This window comes from Klebsiella huaxiensis (assembly GCF_003261575.2).
Lineage (GTDB): Bacteria > Pseudomonadota > Gammaproteobacteria > Enterobacterales > Enterobacteriaceae > Klebsiella > Klebsiella huaxiensis.
Genome location: NZ_CP036175.1, coordinates 2522516 through 2539991 on the forward strand (window position 1 = coordinate 2522516; position 17476 = coordinate 2539991).

The window sequence follows — 17476 nt, forward strand, 5'->3', positions numbered from 1 at the left end:
GCAACGATGGCGGCTTTACCCGACAAAGACAAACTGCTGCGCAACTTTAGCCGTTGCGCAAACTGGGAAGAGAAGTATCTCTACATTATTGAACTCGGTCAGCGTCTGGCATCGTTGAGCCCCGAGGAACACATCGCGCAGAACATCATTCAGGGCTGCCAGAGTCAGGTGTGGATTGTGATGACGCAGGATGAGACTGGCGCCATCGTGCTTCGCGGCGACAGCGATGCAGCCATCGTAAAAGGGCTTATCGCGGTGGTGTTTATTCTTTATGATCAGATGACCGCCAAAGATATCACCGCTTTTGACGTGCGTCCGTGGTTCGAAAAAATGGCCCTGACACAGCACCTCACCCCATCCCGGTCGCAAGGACTGGAAGCCATGATCCGTGCAATTCGCGCGAAAGCGGCAATTCTTAGCTAGAATAAAACAGGTAGATTTCATTCTGTTATGCGCGACGGGAGTTTGCTTCCCGTCGGCATACAGGCCTGGCGTTTTATCAGCGAAAGAAGGAATCTCAGTATGAAACGCGCGTCCCTCATTACCATAACCCTTCTGAGCGCCCTCAGTGCGTCACACGCTGCCTGGGCCGTTGATTATCCACTTCCCCCAGCCAATAGCCGCCTGATTGGTGAAAACCAGTCCTGGACAGTGCAGGAGGACGACCGCAATCTACAGGCGATTGCCCGTCGTTTTGACACGGCGGCGATGCTGATCCTTGAAGCGAACGATACTATCGCGCCGGTGCAGCCTAAGCCGGGCACTCAAGTGCTTATTCCCTCGCAAATGTTGCTGCCTGACGTACCGCGAGAGGGGATTGTCGTCAACCTGGCTGAACTGCGCCTTTACTACTTCCCGCCGGGTGTGAATCAGGTGCAGGTTTATCCGCTGGGAATTGGCCAACAGGGGCTGGAAACGCCGGAGATGACTACCCGTATCGGACAGAAAATCCCTAATCCGACCTGGACGCCGACGGCGGGCATACGAGCACGCTCGCTGGAGAAAGGAATTAAATTGCCGCCGGTAGTGCCAGCAGGGCCGTATAACCCGTTAGGACGCTATGCGCTGCGTCTGGCGTACGGTAACGGCGAGTATCTTATTCATGGCACTAATGCGCCGGACAGCGTGGGGCTACGCGTCAGCTCAGGCTGTATGCGGATGAATGCCGCGGATATTCAGTCTTTATTCAGTCAGGTTAGAAGCGGCACGCCGGTGCGTATTATCAATCAGCCGGTGAAGTTCGCCGTAGAGCCTGACGGCAAACGTTATGTTGAAGTTCATCGTCCGTTAACATCTGATGAAGGTAGTAATACGCAGACGATGGCCTATACGCATCCTGCGGAATTTCATCAGTTTGCTGGCAATAAAGCGATAGATGAGGCGTTACTTAAGCGCGCGCTGACCAGACGAGCGGGGTATCCGGTGGCGGTATCAGGTAGTGAGAACGCGACCTCGACGTTGTCGGTACAAAATGCGCCAGTGGATGAAGCGAAAAGAACGCAGTAGGCGAGGTGAAAAGCAAAGCAAAAAAATGGCGCACAAGGTGCGCCATTTTTATTACACAGATACTATTACTTACGGTATTTAGTAGCTGCGTTGTCCAGACGCTGGTTAGCGCGTGCTGCGTCATCTTTAGCAGCCTGAACGTCGGAACGCATTGCGTTCACGTCGTTGCTCAGCTGGTCAACTTTAGCGTTCAGAGTCTGAACGTCAGAAGACAGCTGATCGATTTTAGCATTGCTGGAGCAACCAGCCAGCAGAGTAGAACCCAGGATTACCGCGCCCAGTACCAGTTTAGTACGATTCATTATTAATACCCTCTAGATTGAGTTAATCTCCATGTAGCGTTACAAGTATTACACAAACTTTTTTGTGATGAGAATATTTTTTTACTTGAATGCACTTATTTTTGATCGTTCGCTCAAAGAAGCATCGAAATCGTCGCTTTAGTTTAAAAACGCGTGTGAAAACAGCACGCTTCCATCGGATTCATCTTAGATAATCTCTGGTTAAATAGTAAATTCCGATTTGCATTTTTATTAATAGTAGCTAGTACTAAAATAAAAAAAAGCGCCCCGAAGAGGCGCTTTTAAAGGAAATACTAATTAACCTGTAAATTATTACAGCACGTGCACAGAAGCGGTATTGGTGGTTCCGCTTGGGACTAACGCGCCGGAAACCATAACAACTACGTCACCTTTGCGTGCCAGGCCGCTTTGCAGCGCCAGCTCTTTACCCTGGATATAGAAAGCATCAGTAGAAGAAATATCTTCTACCAGCTGCGCCACAACACCTTTGGTCAGCACCAGCTGACGCGCAGTAGTTTCGTTGGTGGTCAGCGCCAGGATGGTCGCATCCGGGAAGTATTTACGTACGGCACGTGCAGATTTTCCGCCCTGGGTCGCGACAACAATCAGCGGCGCTTCCAGTTTTTCAGCCGTTTCAACCGCACCGCGGCATACCGCTTCGGTGATGCGCAGCTTACGGTTGTCGTTGTTGAACTCCAGGCGGCTGGTCATCACGCGGTCGGTACGTTCACAGATGGTCGCCATGATGGTGACTGCTTCCAGCGGATATTTACCTTTTGCGGATTCGCCGGACAGCATCACTGCATCGGTACCGTCGAGGATGGCGTTAGCCACGTCGCCTGCTTCAGCACGGGTCGGACGCGGGTTTTTGATCATGGAATCCAGCATCTGAGTCGCGGTGATAACCACTTTACGCGCGCGGATACATTTCTCGATCATCATCTTCTGAGCGAAGATAACTTCTTCAACCGGGATCTCTACGCCCAGGTCGCCACGTGCAACCATGATGCCGTCAGACGCTTCGAGGATCTCGTCGAAGTTGTTCAGGCCTTCCTGGTTTTCGATCTTGGAGATGATCTGGATCTTCTCGCCACCGTGGGCTTTCAGGTGCTCACGGATTTCAACGACGTCAGAACGTTTACGGATAAAGGAAGCAGCAACAAAGTCAACGCCTTGCTCGCAACCGAAGATCAGGTCCTGTTTGTCTTTTTCAGCCAGGGCCGGCAGGGCGATGGAAACGCCCGGCAGGTTAACGCCTTTGTTCTCGCCGAGGTCGCCGTTGTTCAGTACTTTACAGACAACTTTATTACCTTCGATTGCGGTGACTTCCATACCGATCAGACCATCGTCTACCAGCACGGTGTTGCCAACGCTCAGGTCGCTGGTGAAACCTTCATAGGTCACCGCAACGATATCGTTATTACCGACAACGGATTTATCAGTGGTGAAGGTGAAAGTCTGACCGGCTTTCAGGGAAACGTCATTACCGCCTTCCAGCTTAATGGTACGAATTTCCGGACCTTTGGTATCCAGCAGGATAGCCGCTTTCTTACCGGTTTTACTCATCACATTGCGCAGGTTCTGAATGCGCTGACCGTGTTCCGCATAGTCACCGTGAGAGAAGTTCAGACGCATAACGTTCATGCCCGCGTCCAGCATTTTGGTCAACATCTCTTCGGATTCGGTTTTCGGACCGATGGTGCAAACAATTTTGGTCTTTTTCATGACAGTTTAATCTTTAAGTTGTGAAGGATAAGGATGGGGGAATCTCACTCCGTGGGCGCACTGCCGCGGAGTTAAACCTGTATTACGAAAGTTGCTATGCCACGCTCTAAGGATAGGTGACAACAATAGAGCGTGCAGAAGAAAGTGTGCTGGCGGTTCAGCCCATGAAAAGAGGCAATGTGTTATGCGTTTAGTCATGCAATCCAATGCGCTGAAACCATTCAATACGAATTTGTTGGGCATTATACGTTGCCAAATCCAAAAAAGAAAATGAAAACCATGTTTCATTTCTATAGTTATATACTTAACAAAAAGCAAACTAATCCTATGATTTTGCGCAACACATTTTTTCATCTGGTGACAAGATAAATAGCGCGAAAACGCGGATTTATTCACAAGTTTTGCAGAGAAAATCATCTGCTGGTCAGCAAAAGCGGCACTGGTTTGATTTATCCAGAAAATATATCAATAATGATTTGATTGATAATGAAAATTTGTGAGCCAAATACAATGGGAAATAAAGCAAAAGACGACGAACTGTACCAGGAAATGTGTCGTGTAGTCGGCAAAGTCGTGCTTGAAATGCGCGATTTGGGCCAGGAGCCGAAACATATCGTTATCGCCGGCGTCCTGCGCACCGCTCTGGCTAACTCTCATGTTCAGCGTTCCGAACTGACGCAGGAAGCGATGGCGAAAGTTGTCCATGCTCTTTCAGGAAACTAGCCGTTCCTGCGCGTTGCCTTTACGCTTCAGGAAATGACGAAGCGAACCACCGCTTTGACGGCAATATCGCAGTGATGTGTGACCATCGCTTCATCATCAATTTCCGGCAACGGATCGTCGAGATACAGGCTGCTGAAGGTATAAAAGTTTGATACCTGATAAAAGCTAAAGCTACTGATCAGCCGATGCACATCGCGCGCTTCCAGTCCTGCCTGAAACACCCCTTGCTGCTGGCCGCGCTGAAGAATGTCTTCCAGAATCGATAGGGCGGTGCGGTTTAGCGGTTTTAACTGACCGGAATTTTTTAGCCATTTTCCGCGCTGCATGTTTTCCATACAGATCACTCGCATATAGTCGGCGTGCGTAGCGTGATAGCGTACGCTCCACTTCACCAGTTGCACCAGCGCCTCAACCGGTGGCACGTTTTCCAGCCCAAGCTGCTGCTCGGTTTCGCGAATACGTGCATAGATGTGCTGGAGCACCGCCTGATAGAGCTGCTCTTTGGTCTTGAAGTAATAAACCACCATCCTTTTCGTGGTCTGCGCTTCGGTGGCGATCTGCTCCATTCGCGCACCTGACAATCCATGCTCGGCGAAAACGGTAATGGCAGCGGCAAAGATCCGCTCTTTCAGGGATTGTGCCTCATCGTGAGCAACGGCGGACATAATGGCTCCTTTTTAATAAGATGCAAAAAATATACATATTGATCACAATTTGGCAACCCGCCATGGCGCGATTGAACCAAATGATACATATTCAGGTCTTAGGTCAGCTAATGACACGAGGACTTTATGCTGCGCTCAATCGCCACCGTCTCCATCTCCGGCACCTTACCCGAAAAGCTGCACGCGATTGCCGCGGCGGGTTATCAGGGCGTCGAAATCTTCGAAAACGATCTGCTCTATTATACGGGTTCGCCAGCCGATATCCGTCATCTGGCAGCCGATTTAGGGCTAAAAATCACGCTTTTTCAACCCTTTCGTGATTTTGAAGGCGCCAGCCGCAGTCAGTTCGAAGCGAATCTGGAACGTGCAAAGCGCAAATTCGCGCTAATGCACGAGCTGGGCTGCGGTACCATGCTGCTATGCAGCAACGTTCAGCCGGACTGTTCTGCTGATGTCGAACGACAGGTCGCAGATTTACGCGCGCTGGCCGAACTGGCAGAACAAGAAGGGATCGCCATTGGTTACGAGGCGCTGGCCTGGGGCACGCACGTTAACCGCTGGCATCAGGCCTGGGAGCGAGTCAAAAGCGTCAACAGTCCGGCGCTGGGCATTGTGCTCGACAGCTTCCACGTACTGGCGCGCGGCGACACGTTGCAAAGACTGGCGGAAGTACCGCCGGAGAAAATCATCTTTGTGCAGATGGCCGACGCGTCGCTGATGAAGATGGATATTCTGGAATGGAGTCGGCATTTCCGCTGCTTTCCCGGACAGGGGCAGCTACCGCTGGTGGACTTTGCCTGTGCGCTAACCCGTTGCGGCTATCGCGGCCCGTGGTCGCTGGAGATTTTCAATGATAGCTTCCGCGCCTCGCCCAACAATGCGACGGCGAAAGATGGCTATCGTTCTTTGCTGTGGCTGGAAGAGCAGACCCGTCAGCGGCTGCCGCAGAGCAGCGCGCCGTTGTTCGCACTTCCTGAACTTCCTGAATACGCCGGGCTGGAGTTTATTGAGTTCGCCGCGAATCCGGCGGAGGCTAAAGGGCTGGGACAACGGCTGGCGCAGCTTGGCTTTGCTGAAGAAGGAACGCATCGTTCAAAACGCGTCTCCCTTTGGCGCAACGGCGGGGCCCGGGTGGTCGTCAACGCGCAACCGCACAGCTGGGCCGATCATTTTCACCAGCGCCACGGGGTTTCATTGTGCGCCATGGCGCTGCGCGTTAGCCAGAGTGAGGCGATTGTCGAACGCGCGCGCGCCTACGGCTACGCAACCTGGCAAGGAGATGTCGGGCCAAACGAAAGCCCTATCCCGGCGATTTGCGCTCCGGACGGTAGCCTTATCTATTTGATTGAAGTGGGTGATGACATCTATACCCGTGATTTTCATCTGCGCGCGAATCTTACGCTACGTGACGATTATTGCGGCATTGACCATCTTGCCCTTGGAATGGAAGCGGATAGCCGCGATAACTGGATTATCTTTTTCCGTAGCGTATTTGGCTTCACGCTTGAGCATGAGCAGACGCTACCGGATCCGTACGGGTTGGTGCGCAGTCTGGCGGTGCGCAGTCCGCAGGGGGACATTCGCCTTGCATTAAATATCTCGCAAAGCCGCGCCACACAAATTGCCCGCTCGGTCGCCTGCTATCAGGGGGCAGGTTTACAGCATGCCGCTTTTGCCTGCCACGATTTATCCGCGACGCTGGAAAACCTGCCACAGCTCTCGGTCAATGCACTGCCGATCCCGGCGAACTACTATGAGGATTTGCTGGCCCGTTTTGGCGACGGCTGTTCAGTCAATCTGCTGAAAAATCATAGTATTCTCTATGACCGCGATAACAGCGGCGGTGAGTTCCTGCATCTCTATACCCGCCCGTTCTCTACGGGGCGTTTTTTCTTTGAATTGACCGAGAGACGCAACGGTTACGCACTTTATGGTGCTGTAAATGCAGCTGTACGCTTGTCAGCAATGCAGTACACCGAGTAATGTAGCAGATGGTTCGTTTGAGAACGCCACCAACACAATAACAACACATATCTGTACCCTATGACAGGAAACGACTATGAACTCTTATAGCCAAAATCAGGCGACGGCGGGTGCTGCGGCCAGGGGGCGTCCATCCCGGCGGCGTATCGGGATCCTTGCGTTGCTGGCCGTCGGCACGATGATTAACTACCTCGACCGTACGGTGTTGGGGATTGCCGCACCGCAACTGACCGCTGAACTGGGTATAGATGCCGCGGTGATGGGGATCGTCTTCTCCGCTTTTGCCTGGACCTACGCGCTGGCGCAGATCCCTGGCGGCATCTTTCTCGATCGCTTTGGCAACAAAATTACCTATTTTCTGGCGTTGACCCTGTGGTCGCTATTTACCATGTTCCACGGTATGGCGGTGGGCCTGAAAACGCTGCTGCTTTGCCGCTTTGGTCTTGGCGTCAGTGAAGCCCCCTGTTTCCCGGTGAACAGTCGGGTGGTGAGCGCCTGGTTCCCGCAGCAGGAGCGTGCGAAAGCGACGGCGGTTTATACCGTCGGCGAATATCTCGGGCTGGCCTGCTTTTCACCGCTGCTGTTCTGGATTATGGGCAGCTTCGGTTGGCGGGCGCTGTTTATCAGCGTGGGTGCGGTCGGCGTAATGTTTGCGCTGGTGTGGTGGCGCTGCTATCGCGAGCCGCATGAGGATAAGCATCTTAATCAGCAGGAGCGCGAGCATATCGTCAACGGCGGCGGGATGACGACCGGAGCGGAACAACACACGGCATTTAGCTGGCCGCTGATTCGCCAACTGCTGGCCAAACGGCAGATTCTCGGTGCCAGCATCGGTCAGTTCGCCGGTAATACGGTACTGGTCTTCTTCCTTACCTGGTTCCCGACCTATCTGGCGACCGAACGCCATATGCCGTGGATCAAAGTCGGCTTCTTCGCCATTATGCCGTTTCTCGCGGCGGCGGGTGGCGTGATGTTCGGCGGCTGGGTTTCCGATAAGCTGCTGAAAGCCACCGGCTCGGCAAACCTTGGACGTAAGTTGCCGATTATTGCCGGTCTGCTGATGGCGAGTACCATTATCTCTGCTAATTGGCTGACCAGCGATCTGGCGGTCATTCTGGTGATGTCGTTTGCCTTCTTTGGTCAGGGAATGGTCGGTCTGGGCTGGACGTTAATTTCTGATATCGCGCCAAAAGGCCTCGGCGGTCTGACCGGCGGCTTGTTTAACTTCTGCGCCAACCTTGCCGGTATCCTGACGCCGCTGGTAATTGGTTTCATTGTGGCTGCCTCAGGTAATTTCTTCTACGCGCTGATTTATATCGGTGGCGCTGCGCTGCTTGGCGTAGCGGCATATGTGTTTATTTTGGGCGACGTGAAGCGTATTGAACTTTCGCAGTAACATTTTTGCAGTAACTAAAGGAGCAGGGCATGGTGATTAGTGGTAATACGCGGCTGATAGCGCATCTTGGCTACCCAACCGCTAAGTTTAAAGCGCCGATGATTTATAACCCGTGGTTTGCCCATCAGCAGGTTGACGTCAAGGTGGTGCCAATGGGCGTGAAGCCAGAGGATTATGCCGCCTTTGTGCCGACGCTGTTTAAGATGACTAATATTATCGGCGCGCTGGTCACTATGCCGCACAAAATCGCCACCTGTGACCTGGTCCAGCATATCAGCCCGACGGCGGCGATTGCCGGAGCCTGTAACGCGATTCGCCTTGAAGCTGACGGCAGCCTGAGCGGCGATATGTTTGATGGAGAAGGGTTTGTCCTCGGCATTCAGCGTAAAGGTTTCGTGACACAAGGGGCGCGAGCGCTGGTGGTTGGTAGCGGCGGCGTAGGCTCGGCCATTGCCGCTTCGCTGGCGGCAGCAGGCGTTAGCGCCCTGACGCTATACGATGCCCGTCCGCAGACCGCTGAAGCGCTGGCTGAGCGTCTGCTTGCGCACTATCCTCAGCTGGATATTACCCTGATGCAGCGCGACCCGCAGGGGCACGATCTGGTGGTTAACGCGACGCCGCTGGGAATGAAAGAGGGCGATCCGCTGCCGCTGGATCCGCAGCGTCTGACGCCGGGAACGTTTGTTGGCGAAGTGGTGATGGCCCAGGAGTTCACGCCATTATTGCTGGCGGCACAGGCGGCGGGATGCCCAATCCAGCGCGGTACCGATATGCTGTTCGAGATGATCCCGGCTTATTTGCGCTTCTTTAACCTGCCGGTGGCAACTCCGGAACAGCTGCGCGAGCTGGCGGAAATTCGTTACTGAAACGGCTGAACCCGGTTAATATAGCGCTATATTTTCCGTTTTATATACCCGTCATACTTCAAGTTGCTTGTACGTTGGCTTCGTTCGTTCACCCCAGTCACTTACTTCAGTAAGCTCCTGGGGATTTTCTCACTTGCCGCCTTCACGCAACTCGAATTATTTAGGGTAGAGCGATTGTTCTTATGACCATCTCTTTAACGCTGCTGGCGGCGGGAAGCCTGAAAAGTGCTTTTATCCCGCTGCTGGTACGCTTTCAGCAGCAAACCGGCATCCCGGTCGATGTTCATTTTGGTCCAGCAGGCCTGCTGCGCGAGCGCATTGAGGCCGGAGAACCCTGTTCGGTGTTTGCTTCAGCCAACGTTCAGCATCCGCAGGCGCTGCGCCAGGCCGGGCTGGCCGGGGAGTGCCATTCGTTCGCCCGTAATCAGCTTATGCTGACTGCCCGGCGCGGCGCGGAAACAGACCGGCGGGACTGGCTGGCGCTTCTCAGCGATCCGAGCTTACGCCTGGCAACCTCCACTCCGGGCTGCGACCCGTCGGGTGACTATACCTGGCAGCTTTTTTCCCTGATTGAACAACGTTGCCCCGGCGTGGGGGGCGCCATTATGGCCCGCGCTCAGCAACTGGTGGGGGGAAGAGACTCTCTTATCATACCTGCCGGTGAAACCGCCGGAGCGTGGCTGATTCGCGAAAACTTAGCCGATTTGTTTATTGGCTATGCGCATTACGCTACGCAGATGACGGCGTGCGATGGCCTACGTACCCTCGTCATACCGCCGTCGTGGAATATTTGCTGTGACTATCAGCTGGCGCAGATTGAACAGAGCGCCGGTGCGCAGCAGCTGTGCCGCTTTATCCTCGGCGCAGAGGGCCAGCGCTTCCTGAAAAACGCCGGTTTTTTAGCTATCAACGATGAATGGTAAACTGCGGGGCCAGCAGCGGAACCGCCGATCCGGGATGATTGATTTTGCGCACCGGTAAACCATAAGCGCGCTGAAGGTTCTCTTCCGTCAGCACGTTGGTGGATTCGCCTGCCAGCCATTGCCCATCCGGTAACAGAAGCAAGGTATGGCTTGCTACCTGCAGAGCATGGGTCGGGTCGTGAGTGGTAAACACCACAGTGCGCCGCTGGCGGTGGGCGAGGTCGCTGATTAATTGCAGTACCACCTGCTGGTTGGCCAGATCCAGCGCCGAGCAGGGTTCATCCAGCAGGATATTCTGGCTGGCTCCCACCAGCGCTCTGGCGATCAGCACCAGCTGCTGCTGGCCGCCGGATAGCGAACGAAACACCTTACCGGCCAGCGACGCGATGCCGAGCTGCATCAGCGCTTCCTGCACCTGGCGCTCATCTTCCGCTGACGGCTGAGCGAACAGATTGACGTGGCGGGCACGGCCCATCAGCACCACGTCGCGCACCTGCCAGCTAAAAGCCGGGCGAAAAGATTGCGGCACAATAGCAATACCGCCCTCGCAGGTAAACTGACCGCCGAGCGGCGTCAGCACCCCGGTCAGCGTATCAAGCAGGGTGCTTTTGCCGCGCCCGTTTGCGCCGAGTACCGCCCAGATATCGCCGGAACAGCACTGTAAACTCAACGGCGTAAACAGCGGCTGGCTATGACCATATAACAGGTCGGTTAAACGCAAGGAAAGCGTCATCAGAATGCCCCTCTGCGCCGTGAATGTACCAGCAGATAAGTGAACAGCGGCGCGCCAAGCAGGGCAGTAATAATGCCAATGGGGATTTCGGCCTGGGTTAGCGTACGGGCAAGGTCATCGACGACAATCATAAAACCGCCGCCAAGCCAGAAGGCGGTGGGCAGAAGACGCCGATGATCGGCCCCCACCAGCAGCCGCGCCAGATGCGGAATAACCAGTCCGACCCATGCAATGCTGCCGCTTACCGCCACCTGGGCGGCAACCAGCACTGCGCAGCATACCAGCACGCCGCGACGTAAAGCGGTAACGGAAACCCCCAGCCCGCGCGCATCTTTGTCCTCCAGCGCCAGCAGGTTGATCCGCCAGCGCAGCTTAAAGAGCACCGCCGCCGCGCAACCCACTGGAATTGCCATGATCAGCACTTTGTGCCAGTTGGCGGTGGCGAAGCTACCGAGCAGCCAGAACACAATATTCGGCAGCGTTTCTTCAGTATCGGCCAGGTACTGCATCAGGCTCACCAGGGCAGCAAAAAATCCGCTGAGGATAATCCCTGAGAGGATCAGCACCAGCGTGCTTTCCCGACCCTGAAGCGCGGCAATCAGGTACACCAGAATCAGCGCGGCAAGACCGAAGAAAAAGGTTGAGGTCATCATCAGAACGGTATTAAGCCCCAGCAAAATCGCCAGCGTACCGCCGAAAGCGGATCCGGAGGTGACGCCGATGATATGCGGATCCACCAGCGGGTTCTGGAACACTCCCTGTAAGGTGGCTCCGCACAGCCCCAGCGCGCCGCCGGCCAGCAGCGCCATCACAATCCTTGGCAGCCTCACTGACCAGACAACCTGTCCGGCCACGCCGTCAATGGGCGAAAGATGCGCCAACTGGCGGAAAACTTCCGCCAGACTTAATGGATATTGGCCAAAACAGATTGAAGCGACGGCAATTAACAGCGTAACCAGCGCGAGGGTACATTGCAGCAGGGCCGGGTGGCGATTACTGAGCATCTGGGGTCCACTTCACGCGATAGAAACGCTGATAGTAATCCTGCGCTTTCGCATCAACATCGACGTTGTTATAGCGGGACGGGTAGAGCTTTTTCGCCATCCACAGTTCGCCAATAGCCAGCGCTTCCGGCATCGGGTAGCCCCACGCCTTGGCGTATTCCGGCATCAGCCACACGCGGTGGTTTTTCACCGCGTCAATGTTTTGCCACTGCGGGTCGTTCTGGATCTGTTTGACGACGTCCGGATAGCGGTCCTGGACAAAAATCACCTCAGGGTTCCACTGCAACACCTGCTCCAGCGAAACCTGGCGTGCACCTTTCACGCTGGCGGCAGCGACGTTCAGCGCCCCGGCGTGCGTCATCATCAGGCCGGTATATTTACCTGAACCATAGGTGTTGAGATCCGGATTGGCCATATATACGCGCACCCGCTGGTTTTCCGGGATATCGGCGACCGACGCATTGGCCTGCTTACGGGCGCTAAAGGTGTAGTTAATCAGATCTTCGGCCTGCGTTTTGCGATCGACCACTTCGCCAATCAGGCGAATACCCTGTTTCAGGCCCTCGTTGTAGGCCTGCTCTTCATCGGCCATCGTCGGGTTCATTTTGTTTTTCTCGCCAGCGGCATCCTGGCGCAGCGAGACGGCCACCACCGGGATCCCGGCGTTCTGGATCTGCTGGATCATCGCCTGCGGCGCATAGTTGGCGACGAAGACCACCTGCGGATGCAGCGCCAGCAGGCTCTCGATATTGACCTGAGTCAGATCGCCCGGCATCGGCAGTTTCTCAATACCCGGCATAAAGCGGGCAAACTGCGGGCCGAGCTGCTTTTTCCAACTGCTCATCACGCCGACAATATCGTCAGCGGCGTTAAGCTGCACCAGCAGGTTTAAGGTCTGGTGCTGAAGCACCACGGCGCGGGTGACGTGGTCGGGGAGGGTGACCTCTCGGCCCAACTGGTCGGTGACGGTACGGTCGGCAAAAGCCTGGCTGGTGAACAGGCTGGCGCTGAAAAGCGTCAGTGCGAGGAGAAAACGCGGCTGTTTTGACATGGAATGGCTCGGTTATATAAGGATTATCGCTATGCATTAAAATATATAGCGACGCCGAGCGCAATTATTACCGGGCCATTTACCCCTTCAGGACAAGGCTATTCGTAAAAAACCTCTTCATCGGCCATGCGTTCTTCGAGCTGGCTGGCCACTTTTTGCAATGAGGCGAGATACTTTTGTGCCGCCTGGTCGATGGTCATGGCTTTGGCCATATATACGAGGTTCAGGCAGCCAATAACCCGCTGTTGGCTACGGATAGGGACGGCAATTGAGGCGATTTTTTCCTCCTGCTGCCAGCTGCGAAAGTTCTCACCGTAGCCGTTTTGCCGGGTGCGTTCGAGAATGGTGGTCAGTTTTTCCGGCTCACGCGCCAGTTGGTACTCCGCTTCCGGGCGCGCGGCCAGCATCTCGATGATTGGGTTTCGTTCATGTTCCGGGGCGAAGGCCAGCCAGGTCAGCCCGGACGCCGTCAGCAGCAGCGGCAGACGGCGGCCGACCATCGCACGGTGGAAGGAGAGGCGGCTGAAGCGGTGGGTGGTTTCGCGCACCACCATCGCATCGACGTCAAGCGTGGTGATGTCGGTAGGCCATAGAACCTCCCGCAAAAGCTCACCAAGCAGCGGCGTGGCGAGGGCAGAAATCCAATGTTCGTCACGAAATCCCTCACTTAACTGACGAACTTTAATCGTCAATCGAAAGCTATCATCGGAGCGGCTGCGGCGAACATATCCCTCATCCTGTAGCGTTTCCAGCAGTCGTCTGACGGTGGTGCGATGCAGGCCGCTAAACTCGGCCAGGGTGCCAACCGTCGCGCCTCCGTCGAATTTATTTAACAAATTTAATAACAATAATCCGCGGCTTAATCCGCGTACCGTCTTGTAATCTGCTGACGAATTTTCGCTCATGTTGCCTCGATAAAAATCATTTTAAACAATCATGTGCACCTGGTGCACATCTGATGATGTTTTGATTGTAGCGCAAATTACCAAACCTATACTGACCTCACTATAAAAATATATTCACATTTAATTAACAAATGGCCGCATTGATGTTTTCCAGATAGCGGCAATTTGTCCGAAGCGTGAGGTTTTGAAAATGACAACATCTAATCCTGATATCCAACCGGCCGTGCAGCATACCGCCCAGGTGGCGATTGCCGGTGCTGGCCCTGTTGGTCTGATGATCGCCAACTACCTGGGGCAAATGGGCGTCAGCGTGCTGCTGATTGAGAAGCTGGATTCACTGATCGATTACCCCCGCGCCATCGGTATCGACGATGAGGCGCTGCGGGCGATGCAGGCCGTCGGACTGGTGGACAACGTGCTGCCGCACACCACGCCGTGGCACGCCATGCGCTTTCTGACTCCGAAAGGGCGCTGCTTCGCCGATATTCAACCGATGACCGACGAGTTTGGCTGGTCGCGGCGTAACGCCTTTATTCAGCCGCAGGTTGACGGGGTGCTGTACGAAGGCCTCAGTCGTTTTCCCCACGTCCGTTGCCTGTTTTCCCGCGAAGTTGAAGCCTTCAGTCAGGATAGTGACGGTGTCACGTTAAATCTGCAAGGCAGCGATGGCGAGCACGAAACCGTACGCGCCGACTGGCTGGTGGCCTGCGACGGCGGTGCCAGCATTATTCGCCGCACGCTGAATATTCCCTTTGAAGGGAAAACCGCGCCGAATCAGTGGATTGTTATCGATATCGCTAATGATCCTCTGGCCACTCCGCACGTCTATCTGTGCTGCGATCCGGTGCGCCCGTACGTCTCCGCCGCGCTGCCACATGGCGTTCGGCGATTTGAATTTATGGTGATGCCCGGTGAAACCGAAGCCCAGCTTAGCGAGCCGGGCAATATGCGCCAACTGTTGAGCAAGGTACTACCGGATCCGGACCACGTCGAACTGATCCGCCAGCGCGTCTATACCCATAACGCGCGCATTGCCGAACGCTTTCGCGTGGATCGCATACTGCTGGCGGGCGACGCCGCGCACATCATGCCGGTCTGGCAGGGGCAAGGTTACAACAGCGGCATGCGCGATGCCTTCAATCTGGCGTGGAAGCTGGCGCTGGTGGTGAACGGCAAAGCCGGAGAGTCGCTGCTCGATAGCTACCAACAGGAGCGACGGGACCACGCGAAAGCGATGATCGACCTGTCGGTCACTGCCGGTAACGTCCTGGCACCGCCGAAACGCTGGCACGGCGCAGTACGCGACGGTATCTCGTGGTTACTCAACTATCTGCCGCCGGTCAAACGCTACTTCCTCGAAATGCGCTTCAAGCCGATGCCGCAGTATCGTGACGGCGCGCTGCTGGCGGAAGATGAAGGTAAAAGCTCCCCGGTTGGCAAAATGTTTATCCAGCCAAAGGTGACGCTTGAGAACGGTCAGGTCACGCTGCTGGATGAGGTGATTGGCGCGAACTTCGCCATCCTCTGCTGGGGTTGCAACCCGCTCTGGGGACTAAATGAAGAACAGATTTCCCGCTGGCACGCTGTCGGGGTGCGTTTTATCCAGGTGGTACCGGAGGTACAGATTCATTGCGACCAGGACAACGTGCCCGGCGTTATCCGCCTCGGCGACACGCAAAACCGTCTGAAAAGCTGGTTTGCGCAGCACGATACCGCCATCGCCGTCGTGCGTCCGGACCGCTTCGTCGCCACCGTGGCAATACCGCAAACCCTGGGCAATAAGCTTGATGCGCTGGCGAGCAAAATGCAGCTGGCACCCGCGCCATCCACAACAACGATGGAAAAGGTGGCCTGATATGAATGCTTATCTTCATTGTCTCTCGCATACCCCGCTGGTGGGCTACGTTGATCCGGAACAGGCGGTACTGGACGAGGTCAACGGTGTGATAGCCGACGCGCGAGCGCGAATTGCCGCCTTCGACCCCGAGCTGGTGGTGCTGTTTGCCCCGGACCACTACAACGGCTTTTTCTACGACGTCATGCCGCCGTTCTGTCTAGGCATTGGCGCGACCTCTATCGGCGATTTCACCAGCGCCAGCGGCGAACTGCCGGTACCGACAGCGCTGGCGGAAGCCTGCGCGCATGCGGTGATGAAGGACGGCATCGACCTCACGGTTTCTTACTGTATGCAGGTGGATCACGGCTTTGCCCAGCCGCTGGAGTTCCTGCTCGGTGGGCTGGATAAGCTGCCGGTTCTGCCGGTGTTTATCAACGGCGTGGCGACGCCGCTGCCGGGGTTTCAGCGCACCCGGATGCTGGGCGAAGCCATCGGCCGCTTTCTTACCACCCTCAATAAACGCGTGCTGATCCTCGGCTCCGGCGGGCTTTCGCACCAGCCGCCGGTCCCGGAGCTGGCGAAAGCCGATGCCCATATGCGCGACCGGCTGCTGGGCAGCGGCAAACAACTGCCGCCTGATGAGCGCGAGCTGCGTCAGCAACGGGTAATCGGCGCGGCGAAGCAGTTTATTAAGGATCAAAACTCGCTCTATCCGCTCAACCCCATCTGGGATAACCGCTTTATGAGCCTGCTGGAGCAGGGACGACTGGCTGAGCTGGACGCCGTGAGTAACGAAGAGCTGTCGGCGATGGCGGGTAAATCGACGCACGAGATTAAAACCTGGGTGGCCGCCTTTGCTGCGCTATCCGCCTTTGGCAACTGGCGCAGCGAAGGCCGCTACTACCGGCCAATCCCCGAGTGGATTGCCGGATTTGGCTCGCTGAGCGCCTCCACGCAGAACTGAATTAACGGGAGAATATCATGAGTTACCAACCACAAACCGAAGCCGCTACCAGCCGTTTTCTCAACGTTGAAGAGGACGGAAAAACCTTACGCATTCACTTTAACGACTGCGGTCAGGGCGATGAAACCGTGGTCCTGCTGCACGGCTCCGGCCCCGGCGCTACCGGCTGGGCTAACTTCAGCCGCAATATCGATCCGCTGGTCGAGGCGGGCTATCGGGTGATTCTGCTGGACTGCCCCGGCTGGGGAAAAAGCGACTCTATCATCAACGGTGGTTCCCGTTCCGACCTCAACGCCCAGGTGCTGAAAAGCGTTATTGACCAACTGGATATCAGCAAAGTGCATCTGCTGGGCAACTCCATGGGCGGCCACAGCGCAGTGGCCTTTACCCTGAGCTGGCCAGAACGCGTTGGCAAACTGGTGCTGATGGGCGGCGGAACCGGCGGCATGAGCCTGTTTACGCCGATGCCGACGGAAGGGATCAAGTTGCTGAACGGCCTGTACCGCGAACCGACCATCGAAAACCTGAAAAAGATGATGAACATCTTTGTCTTTGATACCCGCGATCTGACCGAAGCGCTGTTTGAAGCGCGTCTTAACAATATGCTGTCGCGGCGGGATCACCTGGAAAATTTCGTTAAAAGTCTGGAAGCCAATCCGAAGCAGTTCCCGGATTTTAGCCCGCGCCTCGGCGAAATTAGCGCCCAAACTCTGATCGTCTGGGGGCGCAACGACCGCTTCGTGCCGATGGACGCCGGGCTGCGTTTGCTGGCGGGCATTAACGGTTCCGAACTGCACATCTATCGCGACTGCGGCCACTGGGCACAGTGGGAACACGCGGAGAGCTTCAACCAGCTGGTGCTCGATTTTCTGGCGCGGACCTAAGGAATCATC

18 protein-coding genes are annotated in these 17476 nt (G+C 55.5%); 10 read left to right on the forward strand and 8 right to left on the reverse strand.

Translation table 11 applies throughout. The features are described from left to right. Positions 1 to 6 precede the first annotated feature (6 nt). Together sufE and ldtE are read left to right on the forward strand one after the other, a co-directional pair. The gene (sufE, locus tag DA718_RS12015; protein WP_110275748.1) at positions 7 to 423 is read left to right on the forward strand and encodes a cysteine desulfuration protein SufE; all 417 of its coding nucleotides are present in this window, start codon (positions 7 to 9) and stop codon (positions 421 to 423) included. Positions 424 to 522: 99 nt separating this feature from the next. Then, the gene (ldtE, locus tag DA718_RS12020) at positions 523 to 1506 is read left to right on the forward strand and encodes a L,D-transpeptidase LdtE (RefSeq protein ID WP_112213428.1); all 984 of its coding nucleotides are present in this window, start codon (positions 523 to 525) and stop codon (positions 1504 to 1506) included. 65 nt (positions 1507 to 1571) lie between these two features. On the opposite strand, the gene lpp is transcribed toward ldtE, so the two are convergent. From lpp to ynhH, 3 genes are all read right to left on the reverse strand, one after another. Continuing rightward, entirely contained in the window at positions 1572 to 1808 is a 237-nt protein-coding gene (gene lpp / locus DA718_RS12025; RefSeq protein WP_003029373.1) for a murein lipoprotein Lpp, read from the reverse strand. Between the two features lie 312 nt (positions 1809 to 2120). Further along, complete coding sequence (pykF, locus tag DA718_RS12030) at positions 2121 to 3533, reverse strand: pyruvate kinase PykF (protein WP_112213429.1); 1413 nt, start codon at positions 3531 to 3533, stop codon at positions 2121 to 2123. A gap of 6 nt (positions 3534 to 3539) precedes the next feature. Next, complete coding sequence (gene ynhH, locus DA718_RS31145) at positions 3540 to 3950, reverse strand: protein YnhH (protein WP_456077644.1); 411 nt, start codon at positions 3948 to 3950, stop codon at positions 3540 to 3542. A 93-nt stretch (positions 3951 to 4043) separates the two neighbouring features. Between ynhH and fumD the strand changes: the two genes are divergently transcribed. Continuing rightward, positions 4044 to 4256: a fumarate hydratase FumD gene (gene fumD, locus DA718_RS12035; protein WP_110275751.1), complete on the forward strand. Its 213-nt coding sequence runs from the start codon at positions 4044 to 4046 to the stop codon at positions 4254 to 4256. Between the two features lie 26 nt (positions 4257 to 4282). Here fumD and DA718_RS12040 read toward each other — a convergent pair whose 3' ends face one another. Continuing rightward, complete coding sequence (locus tag DA718_RS12040; protein WP_110275752.1) at positions 4283 to 4921, reverse strand: TetR/AcrR family transcriptional regulator; 639 nt, start codon at positions 4919 to 4921, stop codon at positions 4283 to 4285. A gap of 126 nt (positions 4922 to 5047) precedes the next feature. On the opposite strand from DA718_RS12040, the gene DA718_RS12045 reads away from it, so the two are divergent. From DA718_RS12045 to DA718_RS12060, 4 genes are all read left to right on the forward strand, one after another. Then, a complete protein-coding gene (locus DA718_RS12045) occupies positions 5048 to 6904 on the forward strand; it encodes a bifunctional sugar phosphate isomerase/epimerase/4-hydroxyphenylpyruvate dioxygenase family protein (protein WP_112213430.1) in 1857 nt (618 codons plus the stop codon). Positions 6905 to 6980: 76 nt separating this feature from the next. After that, complete coding sequence (locus DA718_RS12050) at positions 6981 to 8300, forward strand: MFS transporter (RefSeq protein WP_112213431.1); 1320 nt, start codon at positions 6981 to 6983, stop codon at positions 8298 to 8300. Positions 8301 to 8329: 29 nt separating this feature from the next. Then, positions 8330 to 9166, forward strand: a complete 837-nt coding sequence (locus DA718_RS12055; RefSeq protein ID WP_112213432.1) for a shikimate dehydrogenase family protein — start codon at positions 8330 to 8332, stop codon at positions 9164 to 9166. 182 nt (positions 9167 to 9348) lie between these two features. Continuing rightward, positions 9349 to 10089 carry a substrate-binding domain-containing protein gene (locus tag DA718_RS12060; protein ID WP_112213433.1) on the forward strand — a complete coding sequence of 247 codons (741 nt, stop codon included), beginning with the start codon at positions 9349 to 9351 and terminating at the stop codon, positions 10087 to 10089. On the opposite strand, the gene DA718_RS12065 is transcribed toward DA718_RS12060, so the two are convergent. The 4 genes from DA718_RS12065 to DA718_RS12080 form a co-directional block, all read right to left on the reverse strand. Next, on the reverse strand, positions 10073 to 10822 hold the full coding sequence (locus DA718_RS12065) for an ABC transporter ATP-binding protein (protein WP_112213434.1): 750 nt from the start codon (positions 10820 to 10822) through the stop codon (positions 10073 to 10075). The two genes, DA718_RS12060 and DA718_RS12065, sit on opposite strands and share 17 nt — an antisense overlap. After that, positions 10822 to 11826: a FecCD family ABC transporter permease gene (locus DA718_RS12070; RefSeq protein WP_112213435.1), complete on the reverse strand. Its 1005-nt coding sequence runs from the start codon at positions 11824 to 11826 to the stop codon at positions 10822 to 10824. Before DA718_RS12070 ends, DA718_RS12065 begins: the two co-directional genes overlap by 1 nt. Next, positions 11816 to 12877, reverse strand: a complete 1062-nt coding sequence (locus tag DA718_RS12075) for an ABC transporter substrate-binding protein (protein WP_112213436.1) — start codon at positions 12875 to 12877, stop codon at positions 11816 to 11818. Before DA718_RS12075 ends, DA718_RS12070 begins: the two co-directional genes overlap by 11 nt. 98 nt (positions 12878 to 12975) lie before the next feature. Further along, a complete protein-coding gene (locus DA718_RS12080) occupies positions 12976 to 13782 on the reverse strand; it encodes a DNA-binding transcriptional regulator (protein ID WP_112213437.1) in 807 nt (268 codons plus the stop codon). Positions 13783 to 13972: 190 nt separating this feature from the next. Between DA718_RS12080 and DA718_RS12085 the strand changes: the two genes are divergently transcribed. Genes DA718_RS12085 through mhpC form a run of 3 tightly spaced genes read left to right on the forward strand, consistent with a single transcriptional unit; the run spans position 13973 to position 17467 of the window. Beyond that, complete coding sequence (locus tag DA718_RS12085; protein ID WP_112213438.1) at positions 13973 to 15637, forward strand: bifunctional 3-(3-hydroxy-phenyl)propionate/3-hydroxycinnamic acid hydroxylase; 1665 nt, start codon at positions 13973 to 13975, stop codon at positions 15635 to 15637. A 1-nt stretch (position 15638) separates the two neighbouring features. Further along, positions 15639 to 16583: a 2,3-dihydroxyphenylpropionate/2,3-dihydroxicinnamic acid 1,2-dioxygenase gene (gene mhpB, locus DA718_RS12090; RefSeq protein ID WP_112213439.1), complete on the forward strand. Its 945-nt coding sequence runs from the start codon at positions 15639 to 15641 to the stop codon at positions 16581 to 16583. Between the two features lie 17 nt (positions 16584 to 16600). Continuing rightward, the gene (gene mhpC / locus DA718_RS12095) at positions 16601 to 17467 is read left to right on the forward strand and encodes a 2-hydroxy-6-oxonona-2,4-dienedioate hydrolase (protein WP_112213440.1); all 867 of its coding nucleotides are present in this window, start codon (positions 16601 to 16603) and stop codon (positions 17465 to 17467) included. The last annotated feature ends 9 nt before the right edge of the window (positions 17468 to 17476 follow it).